General features: G+C 72.5%; 19 protein-coding genes, 1 tRNA gene and 1 pseudogene. 12 read left to right on the top strand and 9 right to left on the bottom strand.

Annotated features, from left to right (window positions below; translation table 11 throughout):
- Positions 1 to 93: 93 nt before the first annotated feature.
- The 4 genes from ACZ60Q_RS20335 to ACZ60Q_RS20350 form a co-directional block, all read right to left on the bottom strand.
- Positions 94 to 1563 carry a GH1 family beta-glucosidase gene (locus ACZ60Q_RS20335; protein WP_469636247.1) on the bottom strand — a complete coding sequence of 490 codons (1470 nt, stop codon included), beginning with the start codon at positions 1561 to 1563 and terminating at the stop codon, positions 94 to 96.
- A 104-nt stretch (positions 1564 to 1667) separates the two neighbouring features.
- On the bottom strand, positions 1668 to 2588 hold the full coding sequence (locus ACZ60Q_RS20340) for a carbohydrate ABC transporter permease (RefSeq protein ID WP_469636250.1): 921 nt from the start codon (positions 2586 to 2588) through the stop codon (positions 1668 to 1670).
- The gene (locus ACZ60Q_RS20345; protein WP_469636253.1) at positions 2585 to 3601 is read right to left on the bottom strand and encodes a carbohydrate ABC transporter permease; all 1017 of its coding nucleotides are present in this window, start codon (positions 3599 to 3601) and stop codon (positions 2585 to 2587) included. Before ACZ60Q_RS20345 ends, ACZ60Q_RS20340 begins: the two co-directional genes overlap by 4 nt.
- A gap of 101 nt (positions 3602 to 3702) precedes the next feature.
- The gene (locus ACZ60Q_RS20350) at positions 3703 to 5025 is read right to left on the bottom strand and encodes an ABC transporter substrate-binding protein (protein WP_469636255.1); all 1323 of its coding nucleotides are present in this window, start codon (positions 5023 to 5025) and stop codon (positions 3703 to 3705) included.
- Positions 5026 to 5409: 384 nt separating this feature from the next.
- On the opposite strand from ACZ60Q_RS20350, the gene aspT reads away from it, so the two are divergent.
- The 3 genes and pseudogenes from aspT (at position 5410) to ACZ60Q_RS20365 (ending at position 9228) form a co-directional block, all read left to right on the top strand.
- On the top strand, positions 5410 to 7086 hold the full coding sequence (gene aspT / locus ACZ60Q_RS20355) for an aspartate-alanine antiporter (RefSeq protein WP_469636257.1): 1677 nt from the start codon (positions 5410 to 5412) through the stop codon (positions 7084 to 7086).
- A gap of 49 nt (positions 7087 to 7135) precedes the next feature.
- Positions 7136 to 7552: pseudogene (locus ACZ60Q_RS20360) on the top strand (aspartate-alanine antiporter-like transporter); the annotation flags it as partial.
- Between the two features lie 23 nt (positions 7553 to 7575).
- Positions 7576 to 9228 carry a bifunctional aspartate transaminase/aspartate 4-decarboxylase gene (locus tag ACZ60Q_RS20365; RefSeq protein ID WP_469636260.1) on the top strand — a complete coding sequence of 551 codons (1653 nt, stop codon included), beginning with the start codon at positions 7576 to 7578 and terminating at the stop codon, positions 9226 to 9228.
- A 277-nt stretch (positions 9229 to 9505) separates the two neighbouring features.
- Here the strand turns inward: ACZ60Q_RS20365 and ACZ60Q_RS20370 are convergent, their stop codons facing one another.
- The gene (locus ACZ60Q_RS20370; protein ID WP_469636263.1) at positions 9506 to 10942 is read right to left on the bottom strand and encodes a sensor histidine kinase; all 1437 of its coding nucleotides are present in this window, start codon (positions 10940 to 10942) and stop codon (positions 9506 to 9508) included.
- Positions 10939 to 11667: a response regulator transcription factor gene (locus tag ACZ60Q_RS20375; protein ID WP_469636266.1), complete on the bottom strand. Its 729-nt coding sequence runs from the start codon at positions 11665 to 11667 to the stop codon at positions 10939 to 10941. The genes ACZ60Q_RS20370 and ACZ60Q_RS20375 overlap by 4 nt, the downstream gene beginning before the upstream one ends.
- A gap of 161 nt (positions 11668 to 11828) precedes the next feature.
- On the opposite strand from ACZ60Q_RS20375, the gene ACZ60Q_RS20380 reads away from it, so the two are divergent.
- Positions 11829 to 12401, top strand: a complete 573-nt coding sequence (locus ACZ60Q_RS20380; protein ID WP_469636268.1) for a hypothetical protein — start codon at positions 11829 to 11831, stop codon at positions 12399 to 12401.
- Between the two features lie 21 nt (positions 12402 to 12422).
- Here the strand turns inward: ACZ60Q_RS20380 and ACZ60Q_RS20385 are convergent, their stop codons facing one another.
- Both ACZ60Q_RS20385 and ACZ60Q_RS20390 read right to left on the bottom strand, forming a co-directional pair.
- Entirely contained in the window at positions 12423 to 13388 is a 966-nt protein-coding gene (locus ACZ60Q_RS20385) for a spermidine synthase (protein WP_469636271.1), read from the bottom strand.
- 76 nt (positions 13389 to 13464) lie between these two features.
- The gene (locus ACZ60Q_RS20390; RefSeq protein ID WP_469636273.1) at positions 13465 to 13902 is read right to left on the bottom strand and encodes a hypothetical protein; all 438 of its coding nucleotides are present in this window, start codon (positions 13900 to 13902) and stop codon (positions 13465 to 13467) included.
- A 225-nt stretch (positions 13903 to 14127) separates the two neighbouring features.
- Here ACZ60Q_RS20390 and ACZ60Q_RS20395 point away from each other — a divergent pair, with 225 nt between their 5' ends.
- Positions 14128 to 15648 (top strand): tetratricopeptide repeat protein, encoded by a 1521-nt coding sequence (locus ACZ60Q_RS20395; protein WP_469636276.1) that lies wholly within the window; start codon positions 14128 to 14130, stop codon positions 15646 to 15648.
- A 338-nt stretch (positions 15649 to 15986) separates the two neighbouring features.
- Here ACZ60Q_RS20395 and ACZ60Q_RS20400 read toward each other — a convergent pair whose 3' ends face one another.
- Positions 15987 to 16583, bottom strand: coding sequence for a histidine phosphatase family protein (locus ACZ60Q_RS20400; RefSeq protein WP_469636279.1), 597 nt, complete (start codon positions 16581 to 16583; stop codon positions 15987 to 15989).
- A gap of 245 nt (positions 16584 to 16828) precedes the next feature.
- On the opposite strand from ACZ60Q_RS20400, the gene ACZ60Q_RS20405 reads away from it, so the two are divergent.
- From ACZ60Q_RS20405 to ACZ60Q_RS20435, 7 genes are all read left to right on the top strand, one after another.
- Complete coding sequence (locus ACZ60Q_RS20405) at positions 16829 to 17842, top strand: phosphatase PAP2 family protein (protein ID WP_469636282.1); 1014 nt, start codon at positions 16829 to 16831, stop codon at positions 17840 to 17842.
- Positions 17843 to 17948: 106 nt separating this feature from the next.
- Positions 17949 to 18983: a hypothetical protein gene (locus ACZ60Q_RS20410; protein WP_469636805.1), complete on the top strand. Its 1035-nt coding sequence runs from the start codon at positions 17949 to 17951 to the stop codon at positions 18981 to 18983.
- Positions 18974 to 20593: a hypothetical protein gene (locus tag ACZ60Q_RS20415; protein WP_469636285.1), complete on the top strand. Its 1620-nt coding sequence runs from the start codon at positions 18974 to 18976 to the stop codon at positions 20591 to 20593. Before ACZ60Q_RS20410 ends, ACZ60Q_RS20415 begins: the two co-directional genes overlap by 10 nt.
- Complete coding sequence (locus tag ACZ60Q_RS20420; protein WP_469636288.1) at positions 20590 to 21924, top strand: AAA domain-containing protein; 1335 nt, start codon at positions 20590 to 20592, stop codon at positions 21922 to 21924. The genes ACZ60Q_RS20415 and ACZ60Q_RS20420 overlap by 4 nt, the downstream gene beginning before the upstream one ends.
- 181 nt (positions 21925 to 22105) lie before the next feature.
- On the top strand, positions 22106 to 22447 hold the full coding sequence (locus tag ACZ60Q_RS20425) for a hypothetical protein (protein WP_469636291.1): 342 nt from the start codon (positions 22106 to 22108) through the stop codon (positions 22445 to 22447).
- Between the two features lie 351 nt (positions 22448 to 22798).
- A complete protein-coding gene (locus ACZ60Q_RS20430) occupies positions 22799 to 23494 on the top strand; it encodes a bifunctional DNA primase/polymerase (RefSeq protein ID WP_469636295.1) in 696 nt (231 codons plus the stop codon).
- A tRNA-Lys gene (locus ACZ60Q_RS20435) sits at positions 23485 to 23558 on the top strand. The genes ACZ60Q_RS20430 and ACZ60Q_RS20435 overlap by 10 nt, the downstream gene beginning before the upstream one ends.
- The last annotated feature ends 67 nt before the right edge of the window (positions 23559 to 23625 follow it).

Consider the following 23625-nt stretch of genomic DNA (forward strand, 5'->3'; position numbering starts at 1 on the left):
GCGTACGGACAGCGTTTGGGGAGCGCTCCCAAGCGGGGGACGACAAGACGGTGGGCCCGGTCCGGGACGACCGGGCCCACCGCTCCCACCGGGTCAGGCGTCCGGGCCCGCGGCCGGGGGCAGCGCGTGACGGGCGATCACCTCGCCGTACCAGTGGGCGCTGGACTTCGGCGTACGGCACTGGGTCGCGTAGTCGACGTACACCGCGCCGAAGCGCTTCGCATAGCCGTAGCCCCACTCGAAGTTGTCCATCAGCGACCAGAGGAAGTAGCCCCGTACGTCCGCCCCGTCGGCAGCGGCACGGCGTACGGCCTCCAGGTGGCCCCGCAGATAGGCGATCCGCTCCGGATCGTGGACCCGGCCGTCCGCGTCCGGGGCGTCGTCGAAGGCCGCGCCGTTCTCGGTGACCATCAGCGGCAGGTCCGGGTGCTCGCGCGAGACGTCCATGAGGAGGTCGTACAGGCCCTCCGGCTTGACCGACCAGTTCATCGCGGTGACCGGCCGGCCCTCGGCGAGGTGGAAGGCGACGTGCTCCGAGCCGGGCCACGGGGAGTGCTCGCTGCTGCCGTGGCCGTCGTCACGGGTGTCGCCCGCACCGGTGGGCGAGGCGCTGACGATGGTGGGCGTGTAGTAGTTGACGCCGAGGACATCGACCGGGGCGGCGATGGCGGCCAGGTCGCCGTCACGGATCAACTCGGCCCATTTCACGATGCGTTCGGTGTCGGCCAGCAGATCCTCGGGGTACGCGCCCTTCAGCATCGGCCCGGTGAAGACGCGGTTGCCCACCGCGTCGATCCGGCGGGCCGCGTCCGCGTCCGCCGCGCTGCCGGTCAGTGGGCGCACCTGGTGGAGGTTGAGGGTGACCGAGGTCCGCGCGGCGGCGGGGAGGTTCGCGCGCAGCGCTTCGACCGCCCGGCCGTGGGCGAGGTTGAGATGGTGGGCGGCCCGCAGCGCGGCGGCCGGTTCGGTGCGGCCGGGGGCGTGGACCCCGGAGCCGTAACCGAGGAAGGCCGAGCACCAGGGCTCGTTCAGCGTGGTCCACAGGGAGACGCGGTCGCCCAGGGCGCGGGCCACGACGGCCGCGTAGTCCGCGAACCGTTCGGCCGTCGCACGCTCGGGCCAGCCGCCCGCGTCCTCCAGTTCCTGCGGCAGGTCCCAGTGGTAGAGCGTGGCGACGGGCCTGATGCCGGCCGCCAGCAGCTCGTCGACGAGCGACCGGTAGAAATCGAGCCCGCGTTCCACGGCCGGCCCCCGGCCGGTGGGCTGGACGCGGGACCAGGAGACCGAGAAGCGGTACGCCTGGAGTCCGAGGCGCTTCATCAGGGCGACGTCCTCGCGGTAACGGTGGAAGTGGTCGGCCGCCACGTCCCCGGTGTCCCCGCCGAGGGTCCGGCCGGGCGTATGGCTGAAGGTGTCCCAGATGGAGGGGGTACGGCCCATCTCGGTGGCCGCGCCCTCCACCTGGTACGCGGCGGTGGCCGCGCCCCAGAGGAAACCGGTCGGAAAGAGCGCCGTGGCGGCGGGGGCGTGCTGCGGGACCGTGTCAGGTCGGACGGCTGTCATACGGGAGCGCTCCCTGGGAGAGGTGAGGGGTGGGAGGAAGGCGGTCGGGAAGGGCGGGAGGCGTCAGGAAGGGAAGCCGGAGGCCGTCAGGAGGGGAAGGGGGATCAGCCCTTGACCGCGCCGGACATGATCCCGCCGACGATCTTCTTGCCGAAGACCACGAACACCACCAGCAGCGGCAACGTGCTGATCAGCGCGCCCGCCATCACGATGGACTGGTCGGGGGTGTACGAGGCGCTGAGCTGGCCGAGGGCCACCTGAAGGGTCGGGTTCTGCTGGTTGAGGGCGAGGTAGGGCCAGAAGAAGTCGTTCCACGCCTGGACGAAGGTGAGCATCCCGAGCACCACCATCGCGGGGCGCGCCACCGGCAGCACCACGCTCACCACGATGCGGAGGTTGTTCGCACCGTCGATCTTGGCCGCCTCGATCAGCTCGTACGGCAGCGCCTCGATCAGGTACTGGCGCATGAAGAACACGCCGAAGGCGCTCACCAGGGTCGGGAAGATGACCGATTCGAGCTGCCCGCCCCAGCCGAGGCCGGACATCATCATGAACAGGGGGACGACGCTGAGCTGAGGCGGGATGGTGAGGGTGGCGATGACCGCGGTCATCAGCCGGCCGCGGCCCCGGAAGCGCATCTTGGCGAACGCGTATCCGGCGAGCGTGCAGAAGAAGAGCGTCGCGAGGGTGATGGAGGACGAGACGATGACGCTGTTGACGATCGCCTTGCCGAGGTGGGCCTGTTCCCAGGCGGTCCGGACGTTCTCCAGCAGTCGTCCGCCGGGGAGGAACGGCGGTGTGGAGGCGAGGACTTCGTCCTGCGTGCGGGAGGCCGCGACCAGGGTCCAGTAGAGCGGCAGCAGCGAGCCGAAGCCGACGACGGCGAGCGCGAGGTACGCGAACGGGCCGCCCTTCATCTGCTGCCCCGCGCCCATCCGGAAGCGGCGCGGGCGCTGCGGGGCGCTGCCCCTGGGGGACGGCACGAGCGTGACGGGGGCGGTGCGTGCGGGGCTGGTCGTGGTCATGGACGCGCCCCCGGTCGGACCGCGGACCTGCGGACGAGTCGGCCGATGAACCAGTTGGCCGCGGCGATGATCAGCAGGAGGGCGAGCATCGCCCAGGCGACGGCGGCGGCCGGACCGAGGTGTCCGAGGTTCCAGCCGTAGTTGTAGAGGTAGATGCTGAGCGTCTCGTACTGGTTCTCGTTGCCGCCGGTGGCGCCCAGCGCTCCGCCCTCCAGCAGCAGCGGCTCGCCGAAGAGCTGCATGGAGCCGATGGTGGAGATGACGATGGTGAACAGGATCGTCGGCCGCAGCGAGGGGATGGTGACCTTGCGGAACTGCTGCCAGCGCGAGGCGCCGTCCAACGAGGCCGCTTCGTAGAGGTCGTGGGGGACGGCCTGCATCGCGGCGAGGTAGATCAGCGCGTTGTAGCCGGTCCAGCGCCAGATGACGATGACGGAGATAGCGATCTTCGACGTCCAGTGCCCGTTGGCCCAGTTGGTGTCGTCGAAGCCGACGAGGCCGAGCGCCCAGTTCAGCAGTCCGCCGTCGGCCCGGAACACCAGGGCGAAGACGAGGGCGGCCGAGGCGACCGAGGTCGCGTACGGGGTGAGGATGACCGTACGCCAGAAGGTGCTGGCCCGCAGGCGGTAGTTCAGGAGGTGGGCCAGACCGAGGGCCACCAGGAGCTGCGGGACGGTGGAGATGACGCCGATCAGGAACGTGTTGCCGACCGAGGTCCAGAACTCGGGGTCGTGCAGGATCTTGTCGAAGTTCTCCCAGCCCACCCACTCCATCGCGTCCAGGCCGGTCATCTCCACCCGGTGCAGGGCGATCCAGCCGGTGTAGAGGAGCGGATAGAGCCCGAAGGCCCCGAACACGAGGAAGAACGGCGCGATGTACGCGTACGGGGACGCCTTGTCGTCGAACCGCCACAGCCGGCTGCGCCACAACTGCCGCCGCTCACTGGGCGGTTCCTTCTGCGGTTCCCGGGGCGCTTTCGCGTACGCGTCCCGGGTGGGGGTCGAGGTTGCCACGGGCGGGGAGTCCTTCCCTGGGGGCGGCTGGGGAGTCGGGCGGGCGGGGTGGGGCGGGCGGACGGGACTGGCGCCACCCGCCCCGGGGTGAGTCGGCGGGGTCAGCCGATGGCCTTGTCGATCGTCCGCACGGCCGCGTCCCAGGCGTCGTCGGGGCTGGTGCCGCGCTGCTCCATGTTGTTGATCTGGGTGGAGAAGGAGTCCTTGATCACGCCGTCCTTCGGGCCGAGGACCGCCTCGGGGATGGACTTGGCGCCGTCGGCGTAGATCTGGCCGATAGGGGCGTCGTTGAAGTACGGCAGGGTCGCGTTCTTCACGTCGGGCAGGTCGTAGGCGCCCTGGTTGGACGGGAAGACGCCGATCGCCTTGAAGACGGCGGCCTGCTGCTCGGGGGCGGTCAGCCAGGCGACGAGCTCGGTGGCCTCGGCGACGTTCTTCCCGGCCTTCGGGACGGCGAGGAAGGAGCCGCCCCAGTTGGCGGAGGTGCTGCCGGGGGCGCTGGTGATGTCCCACTCGCCCTTGTTGGCGTCACCGGCGTAGGTGGAGATCTGGCCGGCCATCCAGGCGGGGCAGACGACGGTGGCGACGGTGCTCCTGCGCAGGGCCGCCTGCCACTGGTCCTCGAACTGGGCCAGCCCCTGCGTCAGCTTCTTGGACGCGGCCTCGGCGGCGAGCTTCCAGCCCTTCTCGACGCCGGCGCTCTTCTCATGGACCGGCTTGCCGCTCGCGTCGTAGTACTGCTCGGGGCTGGAGCCGACCACGGCGTTGAACATGGCGCTCGCGGAGTCCATGAAGTACGTGCCCTCGGGAGCCTTCTTCTTGTACCGCTCGCCCAGGGCGAGGAAGTCCTCCCAGCCGCCCTCGGTCAGCTTCGCGACCTCGGCGCGGTCGGTGGGCAGTCCGGCCTTCTCGAACAGCTCACGGTTGTAGCAGAGGGACATGGGGCCGATGTCGGTGCCCGCACCGATGACCGCGCCACCGGGGGCGGTGGCCTGCTTCGCCTTCCACGACACCCACTCGTCCACACCGATCGCGCGGGAGAGGTCGGCGAAGGAGTCCGCCTTGGTGTCGACGATCTCCTTGATCCGGCCGACCTCGATGCCCTGGACATCGGCGAGGCCGCTGCCGGAGTTCAGTTGCTGGAGGAGCTTGGGGTAGTAGTTCTTCTCCTCGGCTGTGGTGTCCTCCTTGACCGTGATCTTCGGGTTCAGCTCGTGGTACTTCTCGAAGAGCCCGGCCTCCTTGTACCCGAACTGCCCGAAGTCGGCGAGGACCAGGGTGATGTTCCCGTCCGCGTCGGCGCCCTTGCCCGAGTCGGAGGAGCCGCCGCATCCGGTGAGGAGGAGGGCGGTGACCGTGAGGCCCGTGGTGGCCACGAGGGCGGTTCTTGGGCGTCGACCGGCAACGCTGCGGGTGATGCGCATTCCACTGCTCCTTGTTCCGGGATGGGTTCCGGGATGGGTTCCGGGATGGTCCGGCGCTGCTCCGCGAGGCAGGGGCGCAGGCGTCGGGTCCGGTGCGGGAAGACGGAGCGCCCGAGACCCTCCCCTGGAGTGGGAGCGCTCCCATGCGCCGCTGCCGGAAGATTGCTGCCTGGAGGGCCGGGTGTCAAGAGTTGAAGACGATTCCGTTGCCGAGGAGCGTCCGGCGCGTCACCGATGGGGCGTTGGGCCACCCTCCCGTCGGAAGGTGAACGGGGCCGGGCCGGGCCGGGTGAGCCGCCAGAGCGGCCCACCCCTGTTAATTTCTCCCTTATGCACCTTTCGATCATCCTGGTCACCGACACCAGCCCCGGTGGGTGAGGCGGGATGGGTATCTTTCGCGACCATCCCGAACTGGCCCTCTTCTTCTGCCTCGCGGTCGGCTACCTCGTCGGCAAGCTCCGCGTCGGCCCGATCACGCTCGGCGGCATCTGCGGCACCCTGATCGTGTCGCTGCTGCTCGGCACCCGGCACGTCAGCGTCGACGACGACGTCAAGACGGTCTTCTTCGCGCTGTTCATCTTCTCGCTCGGCTACATGGCCGGGCCGCAGTTCTTCGCCAACCTCAACCGCAAGAGCCTGCGCTTCTTCACGCTCTGTCTGATCGAGCTGGTCTGCGTCCTCGGCATCGCCTTCGGGCTCGCCAAGGCCTTCGACCTGGACGTCGGCACGGCATCCGGCATCCTCGCGGGAGCGGCCACCGAGTCCGCCGTCGTGGGCACGGCGACCGAGGCCATCGGCAAGCTGGAGAACCTGACCTCCGCGCAGATCAACGAGTACCAGGGGCACGTCGCCACCGCGTACACGGTCTGCTACCTGTTCGGCCTGATCACCATCGTGCTCTACACCAGCCAGATCATGCCGATGCTGCTCCGCATCAACCTGGCGGACGCCTCCCGCGAGCTGTGGGAGAAGATGCGCGGCGGCCAGGGCGGGCTGGAGTCCGACGAGCGCGACGCGCTGCCCGGCATGGTCGGCCGCACCTATCTGGTGACGCGGGCGGACGGGCGGACCGTCGGTGGTCTCCAGAGCGCCATGGGCGGCCGGATCACCGTCGAGGGCGTCAAACGCGGCAGCAAGCTGCTGACGCCCTCCCCCGGCCTTGAGCTGACGCTCAGCGACCTGATCCAGGTGGTCGGGGAGCGGGCGGCCATCATCGAGGCGGGCCGGGAGATCGGCCCGGAGACCCCGGCCGTGCCGGGACTCGACACCCCGCTGGCCACCAGTCAGGTCGCCGTCACCGAGAAGGAGACGATCGGCTCGACCATCGACCGGCTGGAGAAGCGCCACCCGGAGTTCCGCAAGGACGGCGTCTACGTCACCGACGTGCTGCGCAACGACCAGCACCTGCCCGCCAGCGGGGAGACGGTCCTCGCCCGGGGCGACGTGCTCACCCTGGTCGGCGCCCGGGGCGGGCTGAACAGGCTCGTCGCCAAGCTCGGCGCGGTGGTGAAGAACGACGCCACCGACTTCATCTACCTCGGCTTCGGCATCGTGGCGGGCTCCCTGCTCGGCCAGATCGTCGTCAAGTTCGGGGACATCCCGATGTCGCTCGGCACCGGCGGCGGCTGTCTGATCTCCGGCCTGGTCTTCGGCTGGTTCCGCTCCCGCAGCCAGACCTTCGGCGCGTTCCCGCCGCAGGCCGCGACCACGCTCAAGGACATGGGCCTGGCCGTCTTCATCGCCTGTACGGGACTGGCGGCGGGGCCCCAGGCCTGGCCGCTGCTGAAGGAGTACGGGGCGCTGCTGCCGTTCGCGGGCATCGCCATGGTGCTGGTTCCGGCGACGATCTCACTGGTCGTCGGGCGCAAGCTGTTGAAGATCGAGAAGCCGCTGCTGATCGGCGCGATCGCCGGACAGCAGTGCTCGACCCCGGCGATCACCTCCATCACCCAGGTGGCCCAGAGCTCCGTACCGCTTCTCGGCTACACGATCACGTACACGCTCTCCAACTTCCTGCTGCCGCTGACCGGGCCCATCCTCGTCGGCGTCCTGGGGGCCTGATGTGATCGGCTTCCTGAACCGGAACACCTCCCCGCCCCACCCCGAACTGCTCGTCCTCGGCGGGATCCGCGGCACGTACCCGACGTACGGGAACGTGCCGCCCGGCGCGCAGTGGCTCATGGACACGCTCGGACTCTGTGTGTTCGTCGCCGTCGTCGGCATCAACGCCGGGCCGGGCTTCACCAGCGGGCTGTCCTCGGCCGGCCGGGGGCCGCTGCTCCTCGGCGCGGTCGCCGCCGTCGTACCGCTGCACCTCGGGTTCCCGGTCAGGCACCACGTGCGGAAGATCCGCATCCCGATCCTGATGGGCGTCCCGGCGGGCGGCCGGACCACCAGGGCGGCCATCGGCGCCGTCAACGAGACCTCGAAGTCCCAGATCCCCACCCTCGGCTACACCATCCCGTACGCCGTCGGCGACGTCCCGCTGACGGTGTGGGGCGCCGCGATCGTCCTGCTGAACCACTGACCCGTTACGGAGTGGACACCACCATGCCCAAGACCAGCATCGGCCGTGAAGAGATCCGGTCGTTCGCCCAGCTCTCCCCCTTCGAGCTGAAGGACAAGTTCATCCAGATCGCGACGGACGCGCAGAGCGATCGTCCGGGGCAGAAGGGCCAGTCGACCCGGACGATGCTGAACGCGGGCCGCGGCAACCCGAACTGGGTGGCCACGGGGCCCCGCGAGGCGTACCACGCGCTCGGCTACTTCGCACTGTCGGAGTCCCGGCGGGTATGGACGGCCGACAACCTGGGAGGCATGCCGGAGCAGTCGGGGTGTGCGGAGCGTTTCGAGCACTTCGTCCGTACGCACCCGGAGCTGCCGGGCATCGAGCTGTTGAAGGCGAGCGTGGACCTGGGGGTGAAGCGGTTCGGTTTCGACCGGGACGCGTTCGTGCACGAGCTGGCGGACTCCTCGATCGGCGACAACTACCCCGTCCCGGACCGGATCCTGCACCACACCGAGCAGATCGTGCGCGGCTACGTCGCGGACGAGATGTTCGACCACCGGCCGCCGGAGGGGCAGACGTTGAGCCTGTTCGCGACCGAGGGCGGCACGGCCGCGATGTGCTACATCTTCGACTCGCTGATGAAGAACGGGATCCTGAGGAAGGGCGACCGGATCGCCCTGATGGTTCCGGTGTTCACCCCGTACCTGGAGATCCCGGAGCTGGACACGTACGACTTCGACGTGGTGCGGGTGGAGGCGAACCTGTTCACGGAGACCGGGGTGCGGCAGTGGCGCTACCCGGAGGAGGAGATCGCCAAGCTGGCCGACCCCTCGGTGAAGCTGGTGTGCTGCGTGAACCCGAGCAACCCGCCCTCCCTCGCGCTCTCCACCCGGGTCACCGAGCAGATCGTGTCCATCGTCGGCGAGCGGAACCCGAACCTGATCATCGTGACCGACGACGTGTACGGGACCTTCGTGGAGGGGTTCCGCTCGCTCGCGGCCGACCTGCCGCGGAACACGCTCCTCGTCTACTCCTACTCCAAGCACTACGGGGCGACCGGCTGGCGGCTCGGGGTGATCGCGCTGCACGACGACAACGTCATCGACGCGATGCTGGCGGAGCAGGACCGGGCGCAGAAGGACCGCCTCGACAAGCGTTACGGGACGCTGTCGTTGGAGCCGGAGAAGATCCGGTTCATCGACCGGCTGGTAGCGGACTCCCGGCAGGTGGCGCTGAACCACACGGCGGGTCTCTCGCTGCCGCAGCAGGTGATGATGGCGCTGTTCTCCCTGTTCGACATGTTGGACGAGGGCCAGGCGTACAAGCACCGGATCCGGGCGATCGTCCGGCAACGGCTCGAACTCCTGCTGGAGGGCGTGCAGATGAAGATCTCGGAGGACTCGAAGCGGGCCGCGTACTACATCGAACTGGATCTGCTGGCCGAGGCCGAGCGCGTGCACGGAAAGCCGTTCGCCGACTTCCTGGAGAAGAACTACGAGCCGGTCGACCCCCTGTTCCGGCTGGCCGAACAGACGTCGGTGGTGCTGCTCAACGGCGGTGGCTTCGACGGCCCTCAGTGGTCGGTGCGGGTGTCACTGGCCAACCTGGACGATCTGGACTACCTGAAGATCGGCCACCATCTGCGGGCGATCTTCGACGCGTACGCGCGGGAGTGGCGGGCTCAGGCCGGGTAGGGTGCGCGCCCCGGCCGGGGGTGGGGTGGGGTACGGCCGGGGCGCGCGGTGAGGGGGCACAGGTGCGGTCAGGTGGCCTGAGGGGGCGTTCGGGCTACTGGGCGCCGGGTTCCCCACCGCCACCGGGGCGACCGGTGGCGGCGGGGCCGGCGTGGGGGTCTGTACCGCCGACGAGGAGGTACAACGAGCACGCTAGCGGCAACGCAACGAACAAAGGGGGCGTTACGGACCGCGGCCGGTGTTCTTAGGGCGGGCTTAAGGAACCCATCGGCGCGGGTTAATGCTGGGCCCCGGGGCCGGTCGTGGTCCGGGGCTCCTTGCGCCGCCGCCAGCCGGTCCGGCGGCCGACCCGCCGGCCGTGCCCGCGCCGGGCGCGCTCGGGGCGGCTGCCGTACAGGCCGATCCAGATCCGGACCTCCGTGCCGCCGAGGACGGACCGGCCGATGCGCAGGTCGCCGCCGGTGGACTCGGCGACCCGGCGCACGATGTCGAGGCCGAGGCCGGTGGAGCCGACGGACCCGCTCGCCGCGTCGCGCCCGCTGGCCCCCCGGGCCAGGGCGGCCTTCGGGTCGGAGATCCCCGGGCCGGCGTCGGAGACGAGCACGATGACCGCGTCGCCGCTGTGGTGAACGTCGACGGAGAAGGCGGTGCCCTCGGGGGTATGGCGGAAGACGTTGCCGAGCAACGCGTCCAGGGCGGCGGCCAGTTCGGGCCGGGCCACGGGGATGCGCACCGTACGGTCGACTCCCGCGAGGCGCACCTCGCGGCCCTCGTCCTCCGCGAGCGCCGACCAGAAACCCATGCGTTCGCGGATCACTTCGGAGGCGTCGCAGCCCGCCCCCGTCTGCTGCCCGCCCTGGGCCTGCGGGCGCTGCTCGCGGGCGGTGCGGATGATCGTGTCGACCTCGTGCTCCAACTGCAGGACCGCCGCCCGGGTCTGCTCGGCCGCCGGGCCCTCGCCGAGGGACGCGGCGTTCAGCCGGAGCACGGTGAGGGGGGTGCGCAGCCGGTGCGAGAGGTCGGCGGCCAGCTCGCGCTCGTTGGCCAGGAGTTGGACGACCTGGTCGGCCATGGAGTTGAACGCGACGGCGGCGGACCGTAGTTCGGTGGGGCCGTCCTCGGGGACCCGGGTGCCCAGACGCCCTTCCCCCAGGTCCTGGGCGGCGCCCGCGAGGCGCTGGGCGGGCCGCACCATCCGGACGCCGAGCCGGTCGGCGACCGCGACCGAGCCGACGATCAGCGCGACACCGACGCCCGCCAGCGTCAGCCAGGCGGTGGTGACCCCGTGGGAGACCTCGCCCTCGGGGACGAACACCTCCACGACGGCGATGTCCCCGGTGCCCAGTGCGGTCGGCTGAAGGAGCGCGAAGCCGCCGGCGACCTCGGTGATGGAGGCGCGCCCGGCCTTGCGCACGGTCGCCACGTCCTTGGGGGTGGCGCGCCGGGCGCCGATGTCCAGGGGCCCTCCCTCGGCGGGGACGTGGACGGCGAGGCGTCCCCGGTCACCCGGTTCGGTGGACAGGACGGCCCGGGTCAGCTCCTCGCGGTCGGTGGTGATGGAGAGCGTCGGGGCGATCATCGCGGCCTGGCGTTCGGCGTCGGAGAACGCCCGGTCGCCGGCCATCTCCCGGACGACGAGTCCGAGCGGCACGGCGAAGGCGATGACGACCATGGCGGTGACCGCCAGGCAGACCTTGACCAGGGCCCATCTCATGCGGGCGGCTCCGTGACCGGCGTATCGGCCGGGACGTCGGCCGGCGGCTGGAGTTTCACGCCGACGCCGCGCAGCGTGTGCAGATAGCGCGGCCGGGCGGCGGTCTCGCCGAGCTTGCGACGCAGCCAGGACAGATGGACGTCGATGGTCTGGTCGTCGCCGTAGGACTGCTGCCAGACCTCGGCCAGCAGCTCCTTGCGGGCGACGACCACACCGGGCCGTCCGGCCAGGAAGGCGAGCAGGTCGAACTCGCGGCGCGTGAGGTCGAGTTCGGCTCCGTCGAGCTCGGCGCTGCGACGCAGCGGGTCGATGGAGAGCCCGCCGACGCGGATGACCCCGGGCGGCGGAGCCTCGCCACCGGCGGCGCGCGAGCGGCGCAGCACGGCGGCCATCCGGGCGGAGAGGTGCTCGACGGAGAACGGCTTCGTCAGATAGTCGTCGGCGCCGTCGTTGAGCAGCCGGACGATCTCGCTCTCGTCGTCCCGGGCGGTGGCGATGATCACGGGCACGTCGGTGATGGACCGCAGCATCTTCAGCGCCTCGGCGCCGTCCAGGTCGGGCAGCCCGAGGTCGAGTATGACCACGTCGAAGCGGAAGTGCGCGACCTCGCGCAGCGCTTCGAGCGCGGTGCCCACGCTCCGTACCGTGTGGGAGGCCTCACTCAGGTGCCGGATGAGGGCGGAACGTACGAACTGGTCGTCCTCGACCACGAGCACACTTGCCATGGGCGGCACCGTACGCCATGCCGGCGGGCCCGGTCCTGGTCCCGCCGGAATCCCCCGCAAAGGCTGGAGAAGGACGGTTTGTTCGCGGCCCGGGGAAGAGCCGGGCGGGCCGGGACAGGCCCGAACAGGCCCGGACGGGGCGGGTGGTGCAGGATGTCCCGATGCAACGAGGACTCGTACACGCGCTGGCGTGGTTGCTCGCCACCGGCGCGGCGGTCACGCTCTCGTGGTGGGGTGTGCACACGGTCATGACCGAGACGGCCTACGACCCGCCCCTGGCCGTTCCGGTCTCGGTGGGTTCGGGGCTCCCTCAGCGCATCGGGCAGGGCACCGGGGCGCCGCTCGTCTCCTCGACGCAGCGGACCTCACCCTCCCCTTCTCGCTCCCCCTCTCCCTCCGCCTCGTCGCGCCCCGGTGGGGCGCGCCCCTCGCCGTCGGCCGCGCGCCCCTCCCGTACGCCGTCGACCACACCGACGAAGCCGCCCGCGCCGTCGGCATCGGGCAAGGTGAAGAGCTATCGCACCGACGGCGGCCGGGTGGTGTTCGAGCTCGGCACGCGCTCGGCGAAGCTCGTCTCGGCGACGCCCGAGCCGGGCTGGTCGATGCAGGTGTGGCCGAACGACGCCTGGATCCGGGTGGACTTCAGCGACGGGGGCGGGAAGAACGGGAAGACGTACTCGGTGTTCTGCACCTGGAACGGGACTCCGCCGACGGTGCAGGTCGTCGAACCGTGATCCGGGTAGGACGGGGGCCGGTCACGGGTTGTCGAAGACGGACGGCGGCGGCGCGGGCGACGGTTTGGCCGCGGCGTCGGTGACGACGGTCGCGCCGCCGGTGAAGTCGGTGAGCGCGCGACCGTGTTCGACGCGGCCGGGGTGCGGGTCGCTCGCCACCCGCCGGGTGAACTCCGCGACCGGGAGCGGCAGGGCCGAGGCGAGCAGGACCGCGTTGCCGAAGCGGCGCCCCCGCCACACCACCGGGTCGGCGGCCAGGGCCAGTTCGGGGAAGACGGCGGCGGCGGTGGCGACCTGGCCGCGCAGGTGGGCGAGCGGGGGACCGTCGGCGAGGTTGGCGGCGTACCGCCCTTCGGGCTTCAGCACCCGGCGCACCTCCGCGAGGAATTCGGCGGAGGTCAGATGGGCGGGGGTGCGGGCCCCGCTGAACACGTCCGCGATGATCAGGTCCGCCCAGCCGTCCGGGAACCTGCCGAGCCCTTCGCGGGCGTCGGCCGCCCGGACCCGGACCCGGGCCTGGGGGTCCAGCGGGAGACGGTCGCGGACGAGCCGCACGAGGGGCGCGTCGAGCTCGACGATCTGCTGGGTGGAGCGGGGGCGGGTCGCGGCGGTGTAGCGGGCGAGGGTGAAGGCGCCGCCGCCCAGGTGCAGGACGTGCAGCGGCTGGAGCGGGGGTGCGGCGAGGTCGATGATGTGGCCGAGGCGGCGCTGGTAGGCGAACGAGAGGTGCGCGGGGTCGTCGAGGTCCACATGGGACTGCGGGGCGCCGTCGATCAGGAGCGTCCAGCCGTGCGGGCGTTCCCGGTCGGGTATCAGCTCGGCGAGTCCGCCACCGACCTGCTGGGAGACCGACTCCCGCTCGGCCCGGCCGGATCCCCGGCCACCACCCTGACGCCCCTTCACGCCTTCGGCCCTGTCCTTGCCTGCGGCTCTGTTCTTGCCTGCGGCTTTGTTCTTGCCCTGGGCCGACACTCCTCGACGTGCCACGTTCGCTGATCCTTGCTGGTGGGGGCCCGGGTCGCCGGCCGCGCGGAGGTGTTCCGCCCGTCCTGCCATTATGGGCTCAGCAGCGGTTGTCGGCCGCCTCGATCAGCCGGGCGGCCTGGTCGAGGGCGGCGCGGAGCACGGCCGGGTCGGTGACCGGGGCGTCCTCGGCGGGCGGGAGCAGCCAGCCGGAGCCGGAGACAGGCGGCTCGGCGGGGATGCGCAGCCCACGGCCGTCGGTCCGTGTACAGGCGCTGCCCGGTACGTCCCAGGCGTCGGCGGTGCCCGGCGGCACGAGGAAGCCGAGGGTGTCGCAGGCGCCGTCGTGCAGGACCGGGCCGACGGGCTCCTGGTCCCGTCCGCGGCGGAGGATGTCGACGGCCTCGAGCCCCTGCCGCGCCGGGACCGTGACGAGGTCGCAGGACCGGTCCCCCTGCGGCGGGGTGATCGGTTTCGTCGCGGTCGTCCGTGAGCCGGTCTCCCTGCCGAGATGCAACAAGGGAACCCCTCCTCTCATCGCCGAACGGAGCCACGCTCCGTCTCCGCATGGACCAACGCCGGGGGCGCGTCAAGGGCTACGGGCCCACACCGCCGCAAAGGGTGGCAGTTCATGGCAGATAGAGGGCGTTATGCCCCTTTCGCAACGAAACGCTGTGTGTGCGAGCCGTTACAGCAGGTACGTTCTTGCTCCGCCGGGGCACCGGGATCCACGGGCCCCGGCCGCACCAGAGAGGGGCCGGCCATGGTGTCGACAGCGGCAGTTCCCAACCTTGCCTTCCGTCAGCTGCGCGGACAGCGTTCCGCCGGAGAGTTCGCGGCGACCGTCCGCAGAGCGGCGCGGGAGATCGGGGAGCAGGTCGCGTGCGACGCCCGCTACATCGGGCGCGTGGAGTCCGGGGAGATCCGCTGCCCCAACTACGCCTACGAACGCGTGTTCCTGCACTTGTTCCCCGGGGCGTCCCTGGCCGACCTGGGGTTCTCGACCCGCGAGAGCGTACGGGGGCGGGGCGCCCGGGTCGGGTCCGAACCTCCGCCCGCGACGGGGGCGGCGGCTTCGGCCCCGGCCGCCGCCGCATCACCTCCCAGCCCCCGCACTCCCCCTCCCGCCCACGACTCCCGTCTCGACCACGGCCCCCTTCTCCACCGCGGCCACCTTCTCCATGACGCCACCCACCTCCATGACAACCCCCATCTCCACCGCGACACCGAAACCGACGACATCACCACCGAGGAGAGCGACGTGCTGCGTCGCGTGTTCATGACGAGCGGCACCGCCACGGTGGCGGCCGCTTCCCTGGGTCTCGGCGGGGCGCCCGCCTCCGCCGCCCGGGTCTCTCTGCCAGCGCAGCGCCGGGTCGGCGAGGCGGAGGTGAACGCCGTCGAGAGGGCCGTACGGCAGATCCGGCTGCTGGACGACCGGCACGGCGCGGACGGGCTCTACCGACGGGCCGCCCAGCCGCTGCGCGCGGCGTACGAGCTGCTGGACTCCGGGACCACCGCACGGCGCGCCACCGCGGACCGGCTGCACGCGGGGGCGGGCGAGCTGGCCATCTCGGTGGGCTGGCTGGCCCACGACTCGGGCCGCTTCGACGACGCCCGCTCGCACTACGCGGAGGCGCTGGCCACGGCGAGGCTGGCCGGGGACGCGGGGCTGGAGGCGCACGCGTTCTGCAACACGTCGTTCCTGGCCCGGGACGCGGGGCGGCCCCGGGAGGCGGTACGGGCGGCAGAGGCCGGTCAGCGGGCCGCCCGCACACTGGGGTCCCCCCGGCTGCTGGCGCTGCTCGCGCTGCGGGAGGCGGGAGGCCGGGCGGGGCTCGGGGACCGGACGGGGTGCGACCGGGCGATCGGGCGGGCCCGTGCGGCGTTCGACCGGGGCACGGCGGCGGGTGATCCGGAGTGGATGAGCTTCTTCCGGGAGGCCGAGCTGGAGCTGCTGGAGGCGCAGTGCTGGTCGGCGCTGGGCGACTGGTCCCGGGCGGCGCGGCACGGACGGCGGGCGACGGCTCTCCAGGACGCGCACTTCACCCGGAACCTGGCGCTGTACCGGGCCCAGCTCACGGGTGACCTGGCCCGGGCGGGCCGGGTGGACGAGGCCGCGGCGGCGGGGCACCAGGTGCTCGACCTGCTGCCCCGGGTCCAGTCCTCGCGCATCCGGGGGATGCTGGCGGGGGCGGCGCGCGTGCTGGAGCCGCGGGCCGGGGTGGGTACGGTGGCCGGCTTTCTGACCCGCCACCAGAAGTCCCCACCGCCGGACGCTTGAGCATGCGCCGGGTGCGCAAGGCAGCCCGTCCGGCGTTCGAGCACGACGTCACGGGCCGCCACTCCAGCCCGTCCGGCGCGCCTCCCGGCCTACCTGGCGTTCGAGCACGTCCCGGGCCGCCACTCCAGCCCGTCCGGCGTTTGAGGACGGAACCGTTCAGCATGTTCCCGGGTGCGGATATGGGTCTCCCGCGCCACGGGGTCCGTGAATGCCTCGCCCACCGGGCAGAGGGTTCCGTCCTCAAGCGCCGGACGGGCTTGCGCGGACCGCCGGACGGGCTTGCGCGGACCGCGGGACGGGCTTGCGCGGCCGCCGGGCAGGCCCGAAGGGGGCTCGGGTTACCGCTCCAGGTGTCCCGTGTCGTTCCAGCGTTCCACGGCCGGCAGGCCGTACGCCCAGCCCAGGACCGACAGTGACGTCGGCTCCAGGCGGATGCGGGCGCCGAAGGACAGGTCCTCGCCCAGCCATCGCGCACCGAGCGCCCGCAGGATGTGGCCGTGGGCGAAGACCAGGACGTCCCGGTCCGCCGAGCGGGCCCAGGCGACGATGCTGTCCGCGCGGGCCGTGACGTCGGCGACGGACTCCCCCTCCGGGACCCCGTCGCGCCAGATCAGCCAGTCGGGGCGGTCCGCCTTGATCTGGGCCGGGGTCAGCCCCTCGTACGCCCCGTAGTCCCATTCCATCAGCGCGTCCCACGGCTCGGCCCGCTTCCCGAACCCGGCGAGTTCGCAGGTCTCGGCGGCCCGGACGAGCGGGCTGGTGCGGACCTCGACGCCGGGCAGCCCCGCCCACGGCGCCCGGTGCAGCCGCTCGCCGAGCAGCCTCGCGCCCTCGCGCCCGCTGTCGAGGAGCGGGATGTCCGTCCTGCCGGTGTGGTTGCCCCGGACCGACCACTGGGTCTGGCCGTGCCGGGCGAGCAGGATGCGCGATGCCATGAAGGCTCTCCCTGGAACGTTGGTGCTGTTGGGGCCTTCCATCATCCCGTACCGGCCCGGAAGGCAACCTCCCGGGCCGTGCGGGCGTCCCATCCTGAGCAGTCCCCGGGCCGAGGATGCGGACCGGGGCGGGGGCCTCTGCGTACGGGATGTCCGGAAGGGGCCCCCGGGGGAGCCGGCGGCACCGTGCCGCCGTACGGTTGAACGTTCATCGTCGGCCGCATGAACATGGGGAGAGCTAACGGATGCCGCACGCCACCGCGCCGCCCGCGACCGGTCACCGGCCCCGCTGGTGGACGGAGCTGCCACTGATCGCTGTGGTGTACGCGCTGTATTCGGTGGGCCGGCTCCTGGTGCGCGGCGATGTGTCGACGGCGGTCGACCACGGCCTGGCGATCCTGCGGCTGGAGCAGGCGCTGTACCTCAACGCCGAGCAGCCGCTGAACCGTCTCTTCACCAGCACTCCGGCGATCGGGATACCCGCCGACTTCGCCTACGCGTCCCTGCACTACCTGGTCACCCCGGCCGTCCTCATATGGATGTTCCGACGCAGATCGGCCGCGTACCGGGCGGCCCGGGTCTGGCTGATGAACTCCACGCTGCTGGGGCTGGTCGGCTTCTCGCTGATGCCGACCTGTCCGCCCCGCCTGCTGGACGCGAGCCACGGCTTCGTCGACACGATGGCGCAGTACAGCGCGTACGGCTGGTGGGGCGAGGGGGCGAGCGCCCCGCGCGGGCTGAGCGGTCTGACCAACCAGTACGCGGCGATGCCCAGCCTGCACGTCGGATGGTCCCTCTGGTGCGGGATCCTGTTGTGGCGGCACGGTCGCCATCCCCTCGTACGGGCGGCGGGAATCGCCTATCCGCTGATCACCACGATCATCGTGATGGGCACCGCCAACCACTACTTCCTGGACGCCGTCGCGGGCGCCGCGGTGATGGGCGCCGGAGCCCTGCTGGTCAGGCCCGTCATGCGGGTCGCCGACCGGTTCAAGACGTGGGGCGCGGCGCGGTTCACCGGGCCGGCCGCCGTCCTGTTCGCGGGCCGGAGCGGGGGCGGCCGGAGCTCCGTCGCCGGGTCCGTATCCGCGACTGCGCCCCCGAATGTCAGTACCGGATGCAAGACTTCCCCGGGTGAGCGAATCCCCGGCCAGCGGACCACCTCCGCAGATCCCCCCGGCCCGGCAGCCGGCGGCACGGCAGCCCGAGACGACGCCGACGCGGCCTCGGTCGACGACGCTCCGGCAGCGGCTCGCTGAGCTGCGCGGCCCCTCCGTCGCACCGCACCCGCTCGACGCCAGAGCCCTGGCCGCCCTCGCCGCCAATCCCGGCTGCAAGCGGCGGGCCCTGCTGGACGGCGCCGGGGTGGACAAGGGCGTGCTGGCCACCGCGCTCGGCTCCCCCGCCCCCTTCGGGCAGTCCCAGTTCGCCTTCATGCGGGGCAACGCCTTCGAGGCGAAGGTCAAGGCCGATGGCGGTGCCGAGCTGCTGCGCCTGCTGTACGAGCGGCTCGGCGCGGGCACGCCGGCCCCCGCCGGGGACGTCGCCACGCCCGATCTGAGCGCCGCCGGTCCCGAGGGACGCGCCGCGCGCACCGCGCTCGCCCTGCGGGAGGCCACGGCGGCGGGCGGCTGGGCGCTGCTGGACCATCCGATGCTGGCCCTGGAGGTGGCGGGCTCCCCCGCCTATCTGGAGCCCGACGCGGTCGTGGTGCACCCCGACGGCCGGTGGACGGTCGTCGAGATCAAGTCGTTCCCCATGATCGACGCGTCGGCCGACCCGTCGAAGGTCGGCGCCGCCGCCCGGCAGGCCGCGGTGTACGTGCTGGCGCTGGAGCGGGTCGCGGCGGTCACCGAGGGTGCGGAGGTCGGGCACCGGGTGCTGCTGGTCTGCCCCAAGGACTTCTCGAACCTGCCGACCGCCTCCGTCGTGGACGTACGCAAGCAGCGCGCCGTGACCCGTCGGCAGCTGACCCGGCTGACGCGCGTCGAGGACCTTGCGGCGGGGCTGCCGGAGGGGACGACGTTCGATCCGGCGTGCCCGCCGGCGGAGCTGGACGCCGCCGTGGCGGCGGTGCCCCCGGCCTACGCCCCGGAGTGCCTGGCCGCCTGCGAGCTGGCCTTCCACTGCCGGGCGAGGTCCCGGGCCGAGGGGGCCGTGGAGGCGCTGGGCCGGAGCGTGCGCGGTGAGCTGGGCGGGCTGACCACGGTGGCCGGGGTGCTGGCCGCCGCGGCGGGCAAGGAGGGCGATCCCGCCGATCCGACGGTCGCCGCGCTGCGCCGGGCCGCCGTCCTGCGCTCCGAGGCGTTGGAGCGTGCCGCCGTCCTGCGCTCCGAGGTGCCGGAAGCCGCCTGCGTCGCGCGCGCGGGAGCGCCGGAGGGTGCGGCCGCATGTCGCTGATCACCACCCTGGCCCGGCTGGAGGCCGTCGACACCGGTCGGGCCCAGCCGCTGGCGACCGTCCGGCACCGTCATCTCACCGACCGGCCGCTCGTGCTGGTGCCGTTGACCACCGCCGGTGAGGCCGGGGCCCCGCTCGGGGCGCTGGTCGGTACGGACCGGCAGGCGCCCCGGCTGCTGGCCGTCGCCCAGCCGCGCGACCGGGACCTGCGGTTCGCCTTCCTGGCCGAGCTGGCGGAGGCGGTCCTGCCGCACATCGAGGGGTACGCGGACGTCGTCGAGCCCGCCGAGCGCAACGAGACGGACCCGGCGACCGGCAAGAAGACCAAGGTCGAGGTAGAGCTGTGCGTCGACGCCGCCCAGCTGATCGTGCCGAGCCGGGCGGGCGTCGAGTTCGTCCGGCTGCTGGGCCGGTCCATGCGGTTCCGCCGTACCGCCGAGGACGATCCGGACACCCCGTATCCGGCCCCGGCGCGGGTGCCGCTGCTCGGCCGCTGGCTGACGCACTACGGGGAGCGGGCCCGGGTGCCCGGCTCCTCGCTGCTGCCCGCCGTCACGGATCTGCTGAACCGGCACTGGGCGACCGGGCAGAGCAGCCTGGAGGACCAGCATCTGGGCGCGCTGCTGGCCTGGATCGACCCGCCGGCCGGCTCCTCGGGGGCGAAGGCCGCGTTCCGGGCCGAGCTGGCCCGGGACGGGGAGGGGCAGCTGCTGTGCCCGCCCGCGGGTCCGGCCACCGACCCGGACTTCGACAACCGCCTCCTCGCCCCGGCGATCGAGCGGTACGACCGGGCGCGCACGGCGCTCGCGTCCGCCGAGGACGGCCTCGCCGCCGATGCCCGCCTCGGTGAGCTGAGCGGCGCCGAGCGGGAGATCCGCTCGCTGCTGGCGCGGGTCATGCTGCCGACCTGGGACGCGGTCTGGCGGGGTCTGGACCTGCTGCGGGAGCTGCCCGAGGGGGCCCGGGCCGAGGACCGCTGGACCCGGGACCGGTGGTCGTTCACCGGGCACCGGGACCGGGTGCGTTCGGGCGAGCCGCCGCAGCCACGCCGCGACGACGCGGTGACGGCAGCCCAGAAGCTGGCCTCCCGGGAGACCGCCCAGGCCCAGCTGGAGGCGCAGGAGGCGCTGGACGATCCGCTGGTGCTGGCGGGACGACGGCTGGCGGGCGAGGCGTTCCTCGCCACGGTGTCCGAGGTGGAGATGGCGTACACCGAGTCCAAGCGGCCCTCCCCACGCCCGCTGGTCACCGTCCGCACGGACGAGCGTCCGCACCTGGACGAGGGGACGAAGGTCTACCGCTCGCTGGAGGGCAAGCCGCAGACGGCGGAGTTCGTGCGGTACGCGGACGGGCCGCCGGCCGACGACGGCGAGATCCCGCTGGTGCTGCGGATCCTGGACCGGATGGGCCGGGGCAAGGAGCCCGCGCCCGGTTCGGTGCCGGAGCCCGGCGAGCGGATCGTCTGGACCCTGTTCGAGCACGACCAGCGCGGCGGCCCGAAGCTGCCGGACCCGGAGGAGACGCCGTGGACCCACGGCGGCCCGCCGGGCGCGGACGCCGCCGTGCGCGCGGAGCGACCCGACCCCGTGACCCCGGAGGATCTGCTGTGACCGTTGTGTTCGACCCCGGTGCGGAGGCGGCGCGGGCGACCGGCGCGATCCTCGACGACACCCTGCGCGGCACCGCCCGGGGCATCGTCGTGGACTCGCCCCCCGGTGCCGGGAAGTCGACGCTGGTGGTCCGGGCGGCCCTGGAGCTGGCCGCCGCCGGGCATCCGCTGATGGTGATCGCGCAGACCAACGCCCAGGTCGACGACCTGGTGGTGCGGCTCGCGGAGAAGGACCCGGAGCTGCCGGTGGGCCGGTTGCACAGCAACGACTCCGACCCGTACGACAAGGTGCTGGACGGGCTGGGCAACGTACGGAAGTCGGCGAAGGCGGCGGATCTGGCCGGGCTGGACGTGGTGATCTCGACGGCGGCCAAGTGGGCGCACGTGAAGAACGTGGAGCCGTGGGGGCACGCGATCGTCGATGAGGCGTACCAGATGCGTTCGGACGCGCTGCTGGCCGTGGCCGGGCTGTTCGAGCGGGCGCTGTTCGTCGGGGACCCGGGCCAGCTGGACCCGTTCTCGATCGTCGGCGCGGACCAGTGGGCGGGGCTGAGCTACGACCCCTCCGCGAGCGCGGTGTCCACGCTGCTCGCGCACAATCCGGAGCTGCCGCAGCACCGGCTGCCGGTGTCGTGGCGGCTCCCGGCGTCGGCGGCCCCGCTGGTGTCGCACGCGTTCTACCCGTACACGCCCTTCCGCAGCGGTACGGACCACGGGGACCGGAAGCTCTCCTTCGGGGTGGCGTCGGACGGGTCGGGGCCCGACCGGGTGCTGGACGAGGCGGCGGAGTCCGGGTGGGGGCTGCTGGAGCTGCCCGCCCGGCACACCCCGCGCACCGATCCCGAGGCGGTACGGGTGGTGGCGCTGGTGGTCCGGCGGCTGCTGGACCGGGGCGGGGTCGCGACGAGCGAGCGGGCCGAGGGGCCGGTGCCGGTGACGGCGGACCGGGTGGCGGTCGGCACGGCCCACCGGGACCAGGCGGCGGCGGTGCGGGCGGCCCTCACGGAGCTGGGCGTCACGGGGGTCGCGGTGGACACGGCGAACCGGCTCCAGGGCCGCGAGTTCGACGTCACGGTGGTGCTGCACCCGCTGTCGGGGCGGCCCGACGCGACCGCGTTCCACCTGGAGACGGGGCGCCTGTGCGTGCTGGCCTCGCGGCACCGGCACGCCTGCGTCGTGGTGTGCCGGGAGGGGGTGGCCGACCTGCTGGACGAGCACCCGTCCACCGATCCGGTCCAGCTGGGGGTCACGGTGAAGTTCCCCGACGGCTGGGAGGCGAACCACGCGGTGCTGGCGCACCTCTCGGAACGCCGCGTCCGATGGCGGCCCTGAGCCGGGGCGCATCCGCCGCCCGGGGCCCGGGCCCGGAGCGCACCTCGGCCCTGCCGCCCCGCGCGGGAGGCACGTGCCCGCGCCCCCGTCGCACGCCCCGGCCCCCTTGCGCGGGGTTGGACAATGGAGGGTGGCCGTCCGGATCTTCCGGTCATCAGGTCGTCCGAGGGAGGAACACCACATGACACAGTCCGACCGGAACGAACGGCAGCGGCTGCGCCCCGCGCCGCTGCTTTTCGAGCCGTCTCAGGCCACGGCGGATCCGGAGCACTTCTTCCACCTGGAGTCGGTGGAGGACCCCCGTGAGCTGCTGGCCCGTGCGACGGAGCTGACGCAGGCCTTCCGCGCGGCGACGGACCGGTCGGTGGAGTTCCAGGCGATGGCGGCGGCTCAGCTCGCCGATCCTCGCCGGTTCGACCGGCTGACCGCGGCGGACGTCGCGGAGCGCGCGGAGTGGACCGAGGACTACGCGAAGAAGATGATCGAGTTCGGCCGCTCCCTGCTGGACGCACCCAGAGCCTGAACCCGAGGCCGACGGGACCACCGGGCCGACGGGACCCACCAGGCCGACGTGGCCTGCGGTACCAATGTGGCCTGCGGTACCAATGTGGCCTGCGGTACCGATGTGGCCTGCGGTGCCGATGTGGCCTGCGGTGCCGATGGGACCCGTAGGGCCGATGGGACCTGTGGGACATCTGGGACCCGTAGGGCCGATGGGACCTGGGAGGCAGCAGGGGCAGATGCCGGTACGCCACGCCGGGGGTCAGGTCCCGTGGCATATTCCGGCGGGCAAGATACCCCTCCCCCTCCCGGCCCGTCCCGGTTTCCGGCAACTCTCGGAATCCTTTCCGTCACTCCCGGTAGACCTGGCTCCATGAGCGCATGGCTGAAAGACGGAACGACCCTGCAGGCCGGTGCCGCCCCGCACCTCGGCGTCGACATCTTCGCCCTGCTGCGGGACCAGTCCGGCCCCCAGGCCGCACAGGTCACGGCGGCAGGCGCCGCCTGGCTGGCGGGGGCCGCCCCCTACCCGCGCAGCACGCTCGCCCACTGGGAGGAACGCCCCAAGGCCCCCGGAGTGCTCCCCTGCGGTTCCGCTTTCGACGTCGTGAACGTGCCGGCGCTGTTCGGGCGGCGGATGCTGGAGCAGCTCTGGGCCGAGGGTCCCGGCTCCGGTCCGGTCGCCACGCACCGGGGCCGGATGCTGCTGTTCGCCGCCCCCGGAACGGCCCAGCGACTGCCCTCGCTGCTCGCCTGGGAGGAGTGGGGAACCGGCGGTTCCAGGGGCGCCGAAGACTCCGCGGAACGGCGCGGCACGGTGCCGCCCCTGCTCTGCCACGGCACCGGTGACGCCGTGACCGTACCGCCGCTGACCTGCGCGTCACCAGAGGGCGGGCCGCGTTGGGTGGTCGCCCCCGACACCCGTAACCCATGGCTTCCGGGCCCCGATGTGCTGCTCTGGGCGTGTGTACGGGTGAGCCGGTCCGCGTCGTCCCCGGCCGCCGGGCATTCGATTTTTCCTCGGGCGGATCAGGGTGCTAATGTCTACGACGTCACCAGGCGCCGTTAGCTCAGTTGGTTAGAGCAGCTGACTCTTAATCAGCGGGTCCGGGGTTCGAGTCCCTGACGGCGCACAGACAGAAGAAGCCCTCCGCGAAAGCGGGGGGCTTCTTCGTGTGCGGGCCCTCTTCGTGTGCGGGA

The organism is Streptomyces sp. NPDC104313 (assembly GCF_055583985.1).

Bases quoted from the DNA above. Each gene is read 5' to 3' on its own strand.
- ACZ60Q_RS20335 (WP_469636247.1), bottom strand. From the start codon at position 1,563: ATGACAGCCGTCCGACCTGACACGGTCCCGCAGCACGCCCCCGCCGCC.
- ACZ60Q_RS20340 (WP_469636250.1), bottom strand. From the start codon at position 2,588: ATGACCACGACCAGCCCCGCACGCACCGCCCCCGTCACGCTCGTGCCG.
- ACZ60Q_RS20350 (WP_469636255.1), bottom strand. From the start codon at position 5,025: ATGCGCATCACCCGCAGCGTTGCCGGTCGACGCCCAAGAACCGCCCTC.
- aspT (WP_469636257.1), top strand. From the start codon at position 5,410: ATGGGTATCTTTCGCGACCATCCCGAACTGGCCCTCTTCTTCTGCCTC.
- ACZ60Q_RS20365 (WP_469636260.1), top strand. From the start codon at position 7,576: ATGCCCAAGACCAGCATCGGCCGTGAAGAGATCCGGTCGTTCGCCCAG.
- ACZ60Q_RS20370 (WP_469636263.1), bottom strand. From the start codon at position 10,942: ATGAGATGGGCCCTGGTCAAGGTCTGCCTGGCGGTCACCGCCATGGTC.
- ACZ60Q_RS20375 (WP_469636266.1), bottom strand. From the start codon at position 11,667: ATGGCAAGTGTGCTCGTGGTCGAGGACGACCAGTTCGTACGTTCCGCC.
- ACZ60Q_RS20380 (WP_469636268.1), top strand. From the start codon at position 11,829: ATGCAACGAGGACTCGTACACGCGCTGGCGTGGTTGCTCGCCACCGGC.
- ACZ60Q_RS20390 (WP_469636273.1), bottom strand. From the start codon at position 13,902: ATGAGAGGAGGGGTTCCCTTGTTGCATCTCGGCAGGGAGACCGGCTCA.
- ACZ60Q_RS20395 (WP_469636276.1), top strand. From the start codon at position 14,128: ATGGTGTCGACAGCGGCAGTTCCCAACCTTGCCTTCCGTCAGCTGCGC.
- ACZ60Q_RS20400 (WP_469636279.1), bottom strand. From the start codon at position 16,583: ATGGCATCGCGCATCCTGCTCGCCCGGCACGGCCAGACCCAGTGGTCG.
- ACZ60Q_RS20405 (WP_469636282.1), top strand. From the start codon at position 16,829: ATGCCGCACGCCACCGCGCCGCCCGCGACCGGTCACCGGCCCCGCTGG.
- ACZ60Q_RS20415 (WP_469636285.1), top strand. From the start codon at position 18,974: ATGTCGCTGATCACCACCCTGGCCCGGCTGGAGGCCGTCGACACCGGT.
- ACZ60Q_RS20425 (WP_469636291.1), top strand. From the start codon at position 22,106: ATGACACAGTCCGACCGGAACGAACGGCAGCGGCTGCGCCCCGCGCCG.
- ACZ60Q_RS20430 (WP_469636295.1), top strand. From the start codon at position 22,799: ATGAGCGCATGGCTGAAAGACGGAACGACCCTGCAGGCCGGTGCCGCC.